Origin of the sequence: Salinarimonas sp. (assembly GCF_040111675.1) — a bacterium.
Taxonomy (GTDB): Bacteria; Pseudomonadota; Alphaproteobacteria; order Rhizobiales; family Beijerinckiaceae; genus Salinarimonas.
Genome location: NZ_CP157794.1, coordinates 850,824 through 864,169 on the forward strand (window position 1 = coordinate 850,824; position 13,346 = coordinate 864,169).

Genomic DNA, 13,346 nt, shown 5'->3' on the forward strand with positions numbered 1-13,346 from the left:
GTCAGTCCGACAGGCCCGCGGATCGCGCGAGCTCCCGCAACGCGCCCACCGCCTCGGGCGCGCCGGCCTCGGCCACCGTCCACACGCCGTTCGACCAGAGCGACTCGAGCTGCGCGGCCTCCTCGGGGGCGAACGCGGTCACCTTCATTCCGAGATCCAGAAGCGCCGCGCGTTCCTCGGCGGCGAGCACGTCGAAGCGCGCCACGCTCTCGGTCTCGAGCCGGGTGGCCGCCCGCTCGATGGCGGCGCGATCGTCGTCCGACAGGCTGTTCCAGGCGTCGAGGTTCATGAAGATCATCAGGCCCACCTGTCCGAAACCCGGATCGGCCATGTAGCCCGCCACTTCATGCCAATTGAAGTCGAGCGCCCCGGTCAGGCCCCAGGCCGCGCCGTCGATGGCCCCGGTCTGCAGCGCGGAATAGACGTCGCCGCCGCCCATGATCACGCCTGCGCCGCCCAGCGCTTCGATCATCGGGTGATAGGACACCGTTCCGCGGATGTTGCGCCCCGCGAAAGCGGGTGTGCCCTCGATCGGTTCGCGCAGGTAGTAGCGGAACCCCACCGAGCCGGTGGGCGGCGCGGCGATCAGCGTCATGCCCTGCGTCTCTCGGTAGTGAGCGTCGATGAGGTCGAGGATGCCCGCCTCGCGCCGCGCGGCCGGGTCGACGGCGATGGCGTCGATGGCGAGGCCCATGGGCGTCGTGCCGGCGTGGTAGGCCGGATGGGTGAAGAGGATGTCGAAGACGCCCGCCTGCGTCGGCTCGAACTGTTCGAGTGGCGGCACGGCGTCCGGTCCGGTGAAGGTGATGGCCAGCGCTCCGTTCGACTCTTCCGCCACCATCTCGGCGAAGGGCTGCGCGATCTCGCGGCTGAACACGAAGCTCTCGGGAAACGCATTGACGGCGCGAAGATCGCGTGCGTGCGCACCGGCGGCGATGTCGAGGCCGAGCGTGAGAGCGCCGGCCAATGCGATGAGCCGTGTCATGTCTTCCTCCCATTGGCGCCGCTGTTGCGGTCGTTTCGGCGCTTGCCTGAAGCACTATAGTTCCATATAGAACCTATTGTAAAGTTCCAGGCGGGACCATCTTGCGCTAGGAAGGGCCATGACCACGGATCTCGACCCCCCTTCCGACGCGATCTCCGCCGACGCGATCTCCGCCCTGACAGAAGCGTTCGGTCCGCTCTCGCTGACCATGCTGACCGAGACCGACCTGTCCCCGGCATGGCGGATCAGCTTCCTCGCGAACTTCTTCACCGGCCCGATCTATGCCCGGATCCAGGAGCGGTACGGCCTGTCGCGTCCCGGCTTCGTCATCCTGTTCAGTCTCAGCCAGCAGGACGGTCTCGTGGCGCGCGACATCTGCTTGGTGACGGGCTTGCCGAAGAACTCGATCAGTCGCGCCGTGACAGAGCTCGAGATCGAGGAGCTGATCGTGCGCGACACGGACGCCGCCGACCGGCGGGCCAAGCCTCTCAACCTCACCACCCGCGGCCGCGCGCTGCTGGACGAGGTCGTGCCCCTCTTCGAGGCCCGGCAGCAGGCGATGCTCGCCGCGCTCGACGAGGCGGAGGCCGCGGAGTTCAACCGCCTGATGAACAAGGTCGTCTTCGCGATGCCGAGCTGGGTTCAGCCGATCTGACCTCTCGAAGGCAGGCGCGCATGAGCATGGTGGACCACCCGTCGTGCGACGCGGCCGGCATCGAAACCGCCATCGCGATCCTCGCGCGGCGGTTCGGCGGCCGTCTTCGAGCCGGGGCGGCGACCCGCTCGCCATCGATCCGGAACGCTCTTGCGAACGCCGCCACGGTCGCGCCGTCCCGATCGCGAACGATCCGGACGGCGTGGGTCGCCGCGTCGGGCTCGGTTTCGGACAGGAGCCGTCACGAGCCTCGCGTCGGATGCGCACCATTCGATCCGAACGTCATCGATCAGGCTCTCGATGCCGCCAGGCGGCACGCGCAGGAGCGTTCCAAGGCGCTCGGAACGGTGACGCATCGGACGCCGCTGGACAACGGCGCGCAGCAGGTGGGGGCTCAGTGCATCGCGGTCGCCGTGCAGGATGGGCAGATCTGCCTGAACGTGCCCTTCGGCATCGGTCACGAATGCTTTCCATCGCATCCGGCCTTCGGGGAACGATCACCCCCCGGCCGCCTCCAGCACGTCCTCGAACGTCCGCAGCCCCGTGCGCGGGGCGCCGATCAGCACCGCCATGTTGCCCGGGGCGTGCTCGTTCTTCCACATCTTCTGGTGGGCGAGCGGGATCTTCTCCCAGGAGAACACCTCGGACATGCAGGGGTCGATGCGCCGGTCGAGCACGAACTGGTTGGCGGCGGAGGCCTGCTTCAGGTTGGCGAAGTGCGAGCCCTGCAGGCGCTTCTGGCGATACCAGGCGTAGCGCGCGTCGAAGGTGAGGTTGAAGCCCGTCGTGCCGGCGCAGAACACCACCATGCCGCCGCGCTTGGCGACGAGCGTCGAGACCGGGAAGGTCGCCTCGCCCGGATGCTCGAAGACGATGTCGACGTCTCGCTTGCCGGTGATCTCCCAGATCGCCTTGCCGAAGCGCCGCGCCTCCTTGGCCCAGACGTCGTATTCCGGGCTGCCGACCTGCGGCATCTGCCCCCAGCAGGAGAAGTCCTTGCGGTTGATCACGCCCTTGGCGCCGAGCGAGAGCACGTAGTCGCGCTTGGTCTCGTCGGAGATGATGCCGATGGCGTTGGCGCCCGCCGCGGCGCAGAGCTGGATGCCGAACACGCCGAGACCGCCGGACGCGCCCCAGACCAGCACGTTGTCGGAGGGCTTCAACGTGTGGGGCGGGTGGCCGAAGAGCATGCGGTAGGCGGTGGCCAGCGTGAGCGTGTAGCAGGCGCTCTCCTCCCAGGTGAGGTGCTTGGGCTTCGCCATCAGCTGACGCGACTGCACCCGCGCGAACTGGGCGTGGCCGCCGTCCGGCGTCTCGAAGCCCCAGATACGCTGGGAGGGCGAGAGCATCGGGTCGCCGCCATTGCACTCCTCGTCGTCGCCGTCGTCCTGGTTGCAGTGGACGATGACCTCGTCGCCGACCTTCCAGCGCTTGACCTTGGAGCCCACCTTCCAGACGACGCCCGCCGCGTCCGAGCCGGCGATGTGGTAGCCGAGCTTGTGGAAGTCGAGCACCGAGACAGGCTGGCCGAGCGCAGCCCAGACGCCGTTGTAGTTGACGCCCCCCGCCATCATCAGGAGCAGCACCTCGTCGTCGCCGATCTCCCAGGTGGGCACGCGCTCGACCTGCAGGCTCTCGATGGGCGGGCCGTGGCGCTCCTTGCGGATCGTGTAGGCGAGCATCGTCTCGGGCACGTGCCCGAGCGGCGGGATCTCCCCGATCTCGTAGGCGTCCTTCACCGGCTGGCCCGACATGGCATCGTCCTCGTTGTCTCGCGTTCCGTCCCTCGCGGCCTAGACTAACGCGGGCCGGGTGCGTCGCAACACGACCAAGGGCGAAGGCGCGCCCGTCGTTCCGGCGAAAAGCCTTAGGCAAAAGGTCTGAGGGCGCGGCCCTGGACCCCGCCCTATATGCGTTGCACCATGCGCCGCCTCCGCGACGGGGAGGGCGACGAGGCAGGAGACGCGTGATGAGCGAGACGAAAACCCGCGACAAGCCCTGGATCTTCCGCACCTATGCGGGCCATTCCACGGCGGCGGACTCGAACGCGCTCTATCGCGGCAACCTCGCCCGCGGCCAGACCGGCCTCTCCATCGCCTTCGACCTGCCGACCCAGACCGGCTACGACCCCGATCACGAGCTCGCGAAGGGCGAGGTCGGCAAGGTCGGCGTCTCGATCGCGCATCTCGGCGACATGCGCACGCTGCTCGACGCCATCCCGCTCGCCACCATGAACACCTCGATGACGATCAACGCGACGGCGCCCTGGCTGCTCGCGCTCTACGTCGCGGTCGCGGACGAGCAGGGCGCGCCGCGCGACGCCCTCACCGGCACGACGCAGAACGACATCGTCAAGGAATACCTCTCGCGCGGGACCTACATCTTCCCGCCCGAGCCCTCGCTTCGGCTCACCCGCGACACGATCCTGTTCGGGCGGGAAGAGATGCCCAAGTGGAACCCGATGAACGTCTGCTCCTACCACCTGCAGGAGGCGGGCGCGACGCCGGTCCAGGAGGTCGCCTTCGCGCTCGCCACCGCCTGCGCGGTGCTCGATCGGGTGAAGGCCACCGGCGTGCCGGAGGCGGACTTCGCCCGGATGGTGGGGCGCATCTCCTTCTTCGTGAACGCGGGCATGCGCTTCGTCACCGAGATCTGCAAGCTGCGCGCCTTCGCCGAGCTCTGGGACGAGATCTGCCGCGACCGCTACGCCGTCGCCGACGAGAAGCATCGCCGCTTCCGCTACGGCGTGCAGGTGAACTCCCTCGGGCTGACCGAGCAGCAGCCGGAGAACAACGTCCACCGCATCCTCATCGAGATGCTCGCCGTGACGCTCTCCAAGAAGGCCCGCGCCCGCGCGGTGCAGCTGCCGGCCTGGAACGAGGCGATGGGCCTGCCGCGCCCCTGGGACCAGCAATGGTCGCTGCGGATGCAGCAGATCCTCGCCTACGAGACCGATCTCCTCGAATACGAGGACGTCTTCGACGGCTCCACCGTGATCGAGCGCGAGACCGCGGCGATCATGGAGGCCGCCCGCGCCGAGTTCGCCGCCATCGACGCGATGGGGGGCGCCGTCGCCTGCGTCGAGAGCGGGTACATGAAGCGGGCGCTGGTCGAATCGAACGCCGCGCGCGTCTCCGAGATCGAGGAGGGCGAGCGCGTCGTGGTGGGCGTCAACAGGTACGAGGAGGGCGAGCCCTCGCCCCTCGTCACCGGCGACCGGGCGATCCTGACGGTCTCCGAGGACGTCGAGCAAGGCGCCATCGCCGCCTTGAGGGACTGGCGCGCCGGCCGCGACGAGGCGGCGGCGAAGGCCGCCCTCGACGCGCTCGAGGCGGCCGCGCGTTCGGATACGAACATCATGGAGCCCTCCATCGCCTGCGCCAAGGCGGGCGTCACCACCGGCGAATGGGGCGAGCGCCTGCGCGCCGTCTTCGGCGAGTATCGCGCGCCCACCGGCGTCACGCTGGAGACGAAGGTCACCCCGCGCGAGCGCGAGGTGCGAATCCTCGTCGGCGAGCTCGCCGAGACGCTCGGCCGCGCGCCCACCATCGTCGTCGGCAAGCCGGGGCTGGACGGCCATTCCAACGGCGCCGAGCAGATCGCGCTGCGCGCCCGCGACGTCGGCATGGAGGTCGCCTACGACGGCATCCGCCAGACGCCGGCCGAGATCGTGGCGCGCGCGGCGGAGACGAAGGCGCACGTGATCGGGCTCTCGATCCTCTCGGGCAGCCACGTGCCGCTGGTGCGCGAGGTGATGGCGCGGCTGCGGCTCGAGGGGCTCGACCACATCCCGGTCGTCGTCGGCGGCATCATCTCGAACGAGGACGCGCTCGTCCTCTCCAACATGGGCGTGTCGAAGGTCTACACGCCGAAGAACTACGAGATCGACCGCATCATGGGCGAGATCGTCGGCGTCATCGCGCGCGCGCTCGACAAGCCGCCGGCGCCCGAAGCCCCGCTCGCGGCGGCCGGCAAGCGGGACCGGCGGGCGGCACGCGGGAGCTATTGAGGCGTCGCGCGCCGGTCTTCGCGCTTCGTTCACCCTTCCCATGCGTTCGACGCAGGTCTGCTCTTGCTCTCGGTGGGTGATGTCGGTTCAATGCGCGCCGATCGGGCAGCCGTGATCAATGCGCCGAAGGCCGGCGGCGGCCGACGGGGGACGCCGTCGTGGATTGGGACAAGATCAGGATCTTCTTCACGGTCGCCGAGGCCGGCTCGTTCACGCGGGCCGGCGACGACCTGGGCTTGAGCCAATCGGCGGTCAGCCGCCAGATCAGCGCGCTCGAGCGCGAATTGCGCGCGCCGCTTTTCCACAGGCACGCCCGCGGCCTCCTCCTCACCGAGCAGGGGGACCTGCTGTTTCGCGCCGCGCGCGACATGAAGATGCGGCTCGAGACCACCCGCGCGCGCCTCACCGAAACCGCGGAGCGGCCCTCGGGCGACCTCAAGGTGACGACCACGGTGGGCCTCGGCTCGCTCTGGCTCACCCAGCGCCTGCCGGAATTCTTCGACCTCTACCCGGACATCCGCGTCGAGCTGATCCTCTCCAACGAGGAGCTCGACCTCGCCATGCGCGAGGCCGACGTCGCGATTCGCCTGCGCCAGCCGACCCAGCCGGACCTGATCCAGCGCCGGCTCTTCACCGTGCATTTCCACATCTACGCCTCGACCGACTACATCAAGCAGTTCGGCGAGCCGAAGACGCTGTCGGACCTCGACAATCATCGCCTTCTCGCCTTCGGCGGCGACCAGCCGTCCTACCTGCTCGCGGTGCACTGGCTCTCCACCGCCGGGCGCGACGTGCGCAGCCCGCGCAGCTATCACTGCGTGATCAACAACATCTCCGGCCTGAAGGTCGCGGTGGAGAGCGGGGCGGGCATCGCGGTCCTGCCGGACTACGTCGCGGATCAGAACAACCAGCTGGTCCAGGTCCTGCGCGACGTGGAGATGCCCTCGCTCGATTCCTATCTCGTCTACGCCGAGGAGATGCGCCAGGTCGCGCGCGTGCAGGTGTTCCGCGACTTCCTCGTCTCGAAGGCCCAGCGCTGGACCTATTGAGGCCGCGCTCGCGCAGGGGCGCGCGACGACACTATTGCAACCAGAACGGTCCTGATCTGCGTTTCGCGGCACGTATGCGCCAAGTCGCCGCAGGAGCCATGCGTCCAGCGCAAGGGGGTATCGCCGTTTTGTGCATTGCAAACGGGCAGGGTGCACGACATATCAGCAGCGGCTGAAGGCGATGGAGCCGCTAGTCCTCCCGGCGGCGTTCCATTTCGGCCGTTCCCCTCTGGAGGGTTTCGACACTCCCAGTCGAAGCTCGACAAAACTTACAAGGCCGCTTCCGCAAGTCGGAAGCGGCCTTTTTTTCGTCAGCTCGCCGGCTCAGCCGCGGGGCAGGGCCGCGGCGGCGCGGGCGAGGCGCCCGATCGTCGCGAGATCGCCCTCGGCCACGGCCTTGGCCGGCGTCACCCAGGTCCCGCCGACGCAGACCACGTTCGGGCAGGCGAGGTAGTCCGCCGCCGTCGTCGCGTCGACGCCGCCCGTCGGGCAGAAGCGCAGGGCCGGCAGCGGCCCCGCGACGCCCCTCAGCCACGCGGTGCCGCCGGAGGCGCCGGCGGGAAAGAACTTCAGCACGGTGAAGCCGCGCTCGTGCAGCGCGATCGCCTCCGACGCCGTGGCGCAGCCGGGCATGGCGGGGATCGGCGCGGCCGCGAGCGCATCCGCCAGACGCTCCGAGGTCCCGGGCGTGACCAGGGCCGCGGCGCCCGCGTCCATCGCCTCGCCGATCTGGCTCTGCGAGACCACGGTGCCGGCGAGCACGATCGCCTCCGGGGCCTGCCGGGCGATGGCGCGGATGGCGTCGAGGGCGCGCGGCGTGCGCAGGGTCACCTCGACGACGGGCAGGCCGGCGTCGACGAGCGTCGCGGCGAGCTCCGGCGCGAAGGCCGGGTCGTCGATGGTCACGACCGGAATCACCGGCGCACGGGCGGCGATGGAAAGCAGCGTCTCGGTGCGGTCACGCATCGTCGGGTCTCCTGCGAGCGGGCCGGCACGATCCGCCGCGATGGGCGGCGCGTCAACCGGGCCGGACTTCTGCGATTCGCGGCCCATCCGGGGCCGCCCGTCTTTGACTCGCCGCGTGCCCATGCTAATCAGCGCGCGACTTCGCGCGGCCCGGATGGACGGGGCGCCCCACGACATACGGACCAGACCAGTGAACGATCAAGTCGACCCGGCCCGCGCCGCGGCCGCCGCCGAGGCGGCGCCGACGCCGTCCGACCTCGCCAACGCCATCCGCGCGCTGGCCATGGACGCCGTCGAAAAAGCCAAGTCCGGCCATCCCGGCCTGCCCATGGGCGCGGCCGACGTCGCCACCGTCCTGTTCACGAAGGTCCTGAAGTACGACGCCGCCGATCCGGCCTGGCCGGACCGCGACCGCTTCGTCTTCTCCGCCGGTCACGGCTCGATGCTGCTCTATGCGCTCCTGCACCTGACGGGCGTCGAGGGCATGACGATCGAGGAGCTGAAGAACTTCCGCCAGCTCCACTCGAAGACGCCCGGCCATCCCGAGAACTTCGTCACTCCGGGCGTCGAGACGACGACGGGCCCGCTCGGCCAGGGCATCGCCACCGCGGTCGGCATGGCGCTCGCCGAGCGCATGCTCGCGGCGGAGTACGGCGAGGAGATCGTCGATCACCACACCTGGGTGCTGGCCTCCGACGGCGACCTGATGGAGGGCATCTCCCACGAGGCGATCGCCTTCGCCGGGAACCTGCGGCTGAACAAGCTCGTCGTGCTGTGGGACGACAACGGCATCTCCATCGACGGGCCGCTGTCGCTCTCCGATTCCACCGATCAGTGCAAGCGCTTCGAGGCCTGCGGCTGGAAGACGATGCGGGTCGACGGCCACGATCAGGCCGCCATCGCCCGCGCGATCTCGCGCGCCAAGAAGTCCGACCGCCCGACGCTGATCGCCTGCAAGACCACGATCGGCTTCGGCGCGCCGACCCGCGCGGGCACCTCCAAGGCCCACGGCGAGCCGCTCGGCGCCGACGAGCTCGCCGGCGCGAAGAAGGCGCTGGGCTGGACGCACGCGCCCTTCGAGATCCCCGCCGCGATCAAGAAGGCCTGGGAGAAGGCCGGCCGCAAGGGCCGCTCCGCCCGCAAGGCCTGGGAGCAGCGCTTCCAGGGGCTTCCCGCGGAGACCCGCGCCGAGATCGAGCGCCGTCTCGCCGGCCTCCCGCCCAAGGCGCTCGCAGACGCGATCGCCGCCCATAAGCGCGCGCTCGTCGAGAACCCCGCCGCGGTCGCGACCCGCAAGGCGAGCGAGGCGGTGATCAACGCGATCTCCACAGCCGTCCCCGAGCTCGTCGCCGGCTCCGCCGACCTGACGCCGTCGAACAACGTCCGGGCCAAGACCTCGGTCGCCGTGAAGCCGGGCGACTTCTCCGGTCGCTACGTGCATTACGGCATCCGCGAGCACGGCATGGCGGCGGCGATGAACGGCATCGCGCTGCACGGCGGCCTGCGGCCGGCGGGGGCGACCTTCCTCGTCTTCACCGACTACGCGCGGCCCGCCATGCGCATCGCAGCGCTCGCCGGCATCCCGTCGATCTACGTGATGACGCACGATTCGATCGGGCTCGGCGAGGACGGCCCGACGCACCAGCCGGTGGAGCATCTGGCGGCGCTCCGCTCCATGCCGAACCTGCGGGTCTTCCGCCCGGCGGACGCCGTCGAGACGGCGGAGTGCTGGCAGCTGGCGCTCGAGCGCACCGACGGCCCGAGCGTGCTCGCCCTCACCCGCCAGAACCTGGCGCCCGCGCGCAAGACGCACACCGACGCCAATCTCTGCGAGACCGGCGCCTACGAGCTCTCGCCGGCGGACGGCCGCGCGGTCGCGACGATCTTCGCCACGGGCTCGGAGGTCGAGATCGCGCTCGCGGCGCAGGCCCGCCTCTCCGAACGCGGCCTCGCCTCGCGCGTTGTCTCGGTGCCCTCGCTCGACCTCTTCCTGGCGCAGCCGGAGGAGGTGCGCGCGCGGATCGTCGGCGACGCCCCGATCCGCGCCGCCGTCGAGGCGGGCGTGCGCTTCGGCTGGGACGCGCTGATCGGGGAGAACGGCGTGTTCGTCGGCATGGAGAGCTTCGGCGCGAGCGCGCCCTACAAGCAGCTCTACGCGCATTTCGGCATTACGGCCGAGGTCCTGGCCGACAGGATCACGGCGCGCCACAACGGCTGAGGCGCGCCGCCGCAGACGGATCGAACGAAACGGCCGGCCGCCGCACCCGGCGCCGGCGCACGACGAGGAGATGCAGATGACGGTGAAGGTCGCGATCAACGGGTTCGGACGGATCGGGCGCAACATCCTGCGCGCCATCGCGGAGAGCGGGCGCACGGACATCCAGGTCGTCGCCATCAACGACCTCGGCCCGGTCGAGACCAACGCCCATCTGCTGCGCTACGATTCGGTGCACGGCCGCTTCCCCGGCACGGTCACCGTCGACGGCGACACGATCGACGTCGGCACCGGGCCGATCAAGGTCACCGCGGTGAAGAACCCGGCCGAGCTGCCCCACGGCGAGCTCGGCGTCGACATCGCCCTGGAGTGCACCGGCATCTTCACCGCCCGCGAGAAGGCGGCGCTGCATCTCGACGCGGGCGCCAAGCGCGTCCTGGTCTCGGCGCCTGCGACCGGCGCCGACCTCACCGTCGTCTACGGCGTGAACCACGAGGCGCTGACGAAGGACCACCTCGTCGTCTCCAACGCCTCGTGCACCACGAACTGCCTCGCGCCCGTCGCGAAGGCGCTCAACGACGCGGTGGGCATCGACCACGGCTTCATGACGACGATCCACTCCTACACCAACGACCAGCCGTCCCTGGATCAGATGCACAAGGACCTCTACCGCGCCCGCGCGGCGGCCCTGTCGATGATCCCGACCTCGACCGGCGCGGCGAAGGCGGTGGGCCTCGTCCTGCCCGAGCTCGACGGCAAGCTCGACGGCGTCGCCATCCGCGTGCCGACCCCGAACGTCTCGGTCGTGGACTTCAAGTTCGTGGCCAAGCGCGCCACGACGGTCGACGAGATCAACGCGGCGATCCAGGCCGCGGGCGACGGCCCGATGAAGGGCGTGCTCGGCTACACGTTCGAGAAGCTCGTCTCCTCGGACTTCAACCACGATCCGCACTCCTCCGTCTTCCACATGGACCAGACCAAGGTGCTCGAGGGAACCCTGGTGCGGGTCATGTCGTGGTACGACAACGAGTGGGGCTTCTCGAACCGGATGGCCGACACGGCGATCCACATGGCGCGTCTCGCCTGACGCGGCGCTCGCCGAGGGGATCCGGCGCGGGTCGCGCCGGGTTCTCCCGCCGACCCGAAGCCCCGCGTCCCCGAACGGAGTGCCCGCCATGGCCGCCACCACGAGCGCCTTCCGAACCCTCGACGACGCCGAGCCGCGCGGCAAGCGCGTGCTCGTGCGCGTCGATCTCAATGTTCCCGTCGAGGACGGCCGCGTCACCGACGCGACCCGCATCGAGCGCGTCGTCCCCACCATCCGCGAGATCGCCGACAAGGGCGGCCGGGTGATCCTGCTCGCCCATTTCGGCCGGCCGAAGGGCAAGCGCGTCGAGAGCGAAAGCCTCTCGCAGGTCGTCGGCGCCCTCTCGGACGCGCTGAACCGCGACGTCGCCTTCGCCGAGGACTGCGTCGGCGATGCGGCCCGAGACGCGGTGGCGAAGCTGCAGAACGGCGACGTGCTGCTCCTCGAGAACACCCGCTTCCACGCGGGCGAGGAGAAGAACGAGGCGGATTTCGCGCGTGCGCTCGCCGAGAACGGCGACGTCTTCGTCAATGACGCCTTCTCCGCCGCCCATCGGGCCCACGCCTCGACCGAGGGCGTCGCGCATGTCCTTCCGGCCTTCGCCGGCCGCGCCATGCAGGCCGAGCTCGACGCGCTGACGAAGGCGCTCGAGCATCCCGAGCGACCGGTCTGCGCCGTCGTCGGCGGGGCCAAGGTCTCGACCAAGCTCGAGCTGCTCGAGAACCTCGTCTCGAAGGTCGACAGCCTCGTCATCGGCGGGGGCATGGCCAACACCTTCCTCCACGCCATCGGCGTCTCGGTCGGCAAGTCCTTGGCCGAGCGCGATCTCGCGGCCACCGCCCAGCGCATCCTCGACAAGGCCAAGACGACGAACTGCGCCATCGTGCTGCCCGTCGACGCCATGGTGGCGGAGAAGTTCGAGGAGCACGCGCCGCACCACGAATACGGCATCGACGCCATTCCGGACGAGGGCATGATCCTCGACGTCGGCTCGCTCTCGGTCGATCGCGTGCGCGCGGCGATCGGCGACGCGAAGACGCTCGTCTGGAACGGCCCCCTCGGCGCCTTCGAGAAGACGCCCTTCGACAAGGGCACGGTGGAGGCCGCGCGCTTCGCGGCCGAGCGCACCCGCGAAGGCAGGCTCGTGTCCGTCGCGGGCGGCGGCGACACGGTCTCGGCGCTCAACCACGCGGGCGTCGCCGACGACTTCTCCTACGTCTCGACCGCGGGCGGCGCCTTCCTCGAATGGCTCGAGGGCAAGAGCCTGCCGGGCGTCGAGGCGCTGCGCCGCTGACGCATTCCCTTCGATAATCGTGACGATATGCAGGTGAAAGGAACGGGTGGGATGAACATCGACCAGCTGACCGAGGTGGCCTACGCGATGGTGCAGCCCGGCAAGGGCATCCTCGCGGCGGACGAGAGCACCTCGACGATCAAGAAGCGCTTCGACGCCATCGGCGTCGAGAACACGGAAGAGAATCGTCGCGACTATCGCGAGTTCATGTTCCGCAGCGAGCCGGCCATGTCCGAGCGCATCTCGGGCGTGATCCTGTTCGACGAGACCATCCGCCAGAAGGCCGTCGACGGCACGCCGATGGTCGAGCTGATCAAGAAGGCCGGCTCGATCCCCGGCATCAAGGTCGACGCGGGCGCGAAGCCCCTGCCGGGCTGCCCGGGCGAGACCATCACGGAGGGCCTGGACGGCCTGCCGGCGCGGATGAAGGAGTATTACGAGCTGGGCGCCCGCTTCGCCAAGTGGCGCGCGGTGATCGACATCGCCGACGGCGTCCCGACCTGGACGGCGGTCAAGGCCAACATGCACGCGCTCGCGCGCTACGCCGCCATCTGCCAGGAGAACGACATCGTGCCGATCGTCGAGCCCGAGGTGCTGATGGACGGCGACCACACGATCCAGCGCTGCGCCGAGGTCACGGAGTGGGTGCTCAAGACCCTCTACCAGGAGCTCTACGAGATGCGCGTCGTGCTGGAAGGCACGGTTCTCAAGCCCAACATGATCGTGCCGGGCAAGAAGTGCCGGAAGAAGGCGTCGGTCGACGAGGTGGCCGAGCGCACCATCCAGGTGCTCGAGCGCTGCGTGCCGGTGGCGGTGCCGGGCATCGCTTATCTCTCCGGCGGCCAGTCCGACGAGGAGGCCACCGCCCATCTCAACAAGATGAACGAGATCGGCGGCTTCCCCTGGCACATGACCTTCTCCTACGGCCGCGCCCTCCAGGCCGCGCCGCAGAAGGCGTGGTCCGGCAAGACGGAGAACGTCGAGGCCGGCAAGGCCGCCTTCAACCACCGCGCCCGCATGAACGGCCTCGCCTCGGTGGGCGAGTGGTCGCCGAAGCTGGAGAAGCAGGCCGCGTGAGGCCGGTCA

The 13,346-nt window shown here is 69.8% G+C and carries 11 protein-coding genes; 7 read left to right on the forward strand and 4 right to left on the reverse strand.

The window, feature by feature from the left end:
- Window position 1: 1 nt before the first annotated feature.
- A complete protein-coding gene (gene dctP / locus ABL310_RS03935; protein WP_349370405.1) occupies window positions 2-985 on the reverse strand; it encodes a TRAP transporter substrate-binding protein DctP in 984 nt (327 codons plus the stop codon).
- 118 nt (window positions 986-1,103) lie between these two features.
- Between dctP and ABL310_RS03940 the strand changes: the two genes are divergently transcribed.
- A complete protein-coding gene (locus ABL310_RS03940; RefSeq protein WP_349370406.1) occupies window positions 1,104-1,640 on the forward strand; it encodes a MarR family transcriptional regulator in 537 nt (178 codons plus the stop codon).
- Here ABL310_RS03940 and ABL310_RS03945 read toward each other — a convergent pair.
- Together ABL310_RS03945 and ccrA are read right to left on the reverse strand one after the other, a co-directional pair.
- On the reverse strand, window positions 1,628-2,101 hold the full coding sequence (locus ABL310_RS03945) for a hypothetical protein (RefSeq protein ID WP_349370407.1): 474 nt from the start codon (window positions 2,099-2,101) through the stop codon (window positions 1,628-1,630). The two genes, ABL310_RS03940 and ABL310_RS03945, sit on opposite strands and share 13 nt — an antisense overlap.
- Window positions 2,102-2,137: 36 nt before the next feature.
- The gene (ccrA, locus tag ABL310_RS03950; protein WP_349370408.1) at window positions 2,138-3,394 is read right to left on the reverse strand and encodes a crotonyl-CoA carboxylase/reductase; all 1,257 of its coding nucleotides are present in this window, start codon (window positions 3,392-3,394) and stop codon (window positions 2,138-2,140) included.
- Window positions 3,395-3,609: 215 nt separating this feature from the next.
- Between ccrA and ABL310_RS03955 the strand changes: the two genes are divergently transcribed.
- Together ABL310_RS03955 and ABL310_RS03960 are read left to right on the forward strand one after the other, a co-directional pair.
- Entirely contained in the window at window positions 3,610-5,649 is a 2,040-nt protein-coding gene (locus ABL310_RS03955; protein WP_349370409.1) for a protein meaA, read from the forward strand.
- 158 nt (window positions 5,650-5,807) lie between these two features.
- Window positions 5,808-6,698, forward strand: coding sequence for a LysR family transcriptional regulator (locus ABL310_RS03960; protein WP_349370410.1), 891 nt, complete (start codon window positions 5,808-5,810; stop codon window positions 6,696-6,698).
- Between the two features lie 324 nt (window positions 6,699-7,022).
- Here ABL310_RS03960 and eda read toward each other — a convergent pair whose 3' ends face one another.
- Window positions 7,023-7,664 (reverse strand): bifunctional 4-hydroxy-2-oxoglutarate aldolase/2-dehydro-3-deoxy-phosphogluconate aldolase, encoded by a 642-nt coding sequence (eda, locus tag ABL310_RS03965; RefSeq protein ID WP_349370411.1) that lies wholly within the window; start codon window positions 7,662-7,664, stop codon window positions 7,023-7,025.
- Between the two features lie 154 nt (window positions 7,665-7,818).
- Here eda and tkt point away from each other — a divergent pair, with 154 nt between their 5' ends.
- The 4 genes from tkt to ABL310_RS03985 all read left to right on the forward strand — a co-directional run bounded on the left by tkt (window position 7,819) and on the right by ABL310_RS03985 (window position 13,337).
- Window positions 7,819-9,882 (forward strand): transketolase, encoded by a 2,064-nt coding sequence (gene tkt / locus ABL310_RS03970; RefSeq protein ID WP_374730364.1) that lies wholly within the window; start codon window positions 7,819-7,821, stop codon window positions 9,880-9,882.
- Window positions 9,883-9,958: 76 nt separating this feature from the next.
- Entirely contained in the window at window positions 9,959-10,966 is a 1,008-nt protein-coding gene (gene gap, locus ABL310_RS03975; RefSeq protein ID WP_349370413.1) for a type I glyceraldehyde-3-phosphate dehydrogenase, read from the forward strand.
- An 88-nt stretch (window positions 10,967-11,054) separates the two neighbouring features.
- Window positions 11,055-12,260 (forward strand): phosphoglycerate kinase, encoded by a 1,206-nt coding sequence (gene pgk / locus ABL310_RS03980; protein WP_349370414.1) that lies wholly within the window; start codon window positions 11,055-11,057, stop codon window positions 12,258-12,260.
- A 51-nt stretch (window positions 12,261-12,311) separates the two neighbouring features.
- Window positions 12,312-13,337: a class I fructose-bisphosphate aldolase gene (locus ABL310_RS03985; RefSeq protein ID WP_349370415.1), complete on the forward strand. Its 1,026-nt coding sequence runs from the start codon at window positions 12,312-12,314 to the stop codon at window positions 13,335-13,337.
- Window positions 13,338-13,346: the final 9 nt, after the last annotated feature.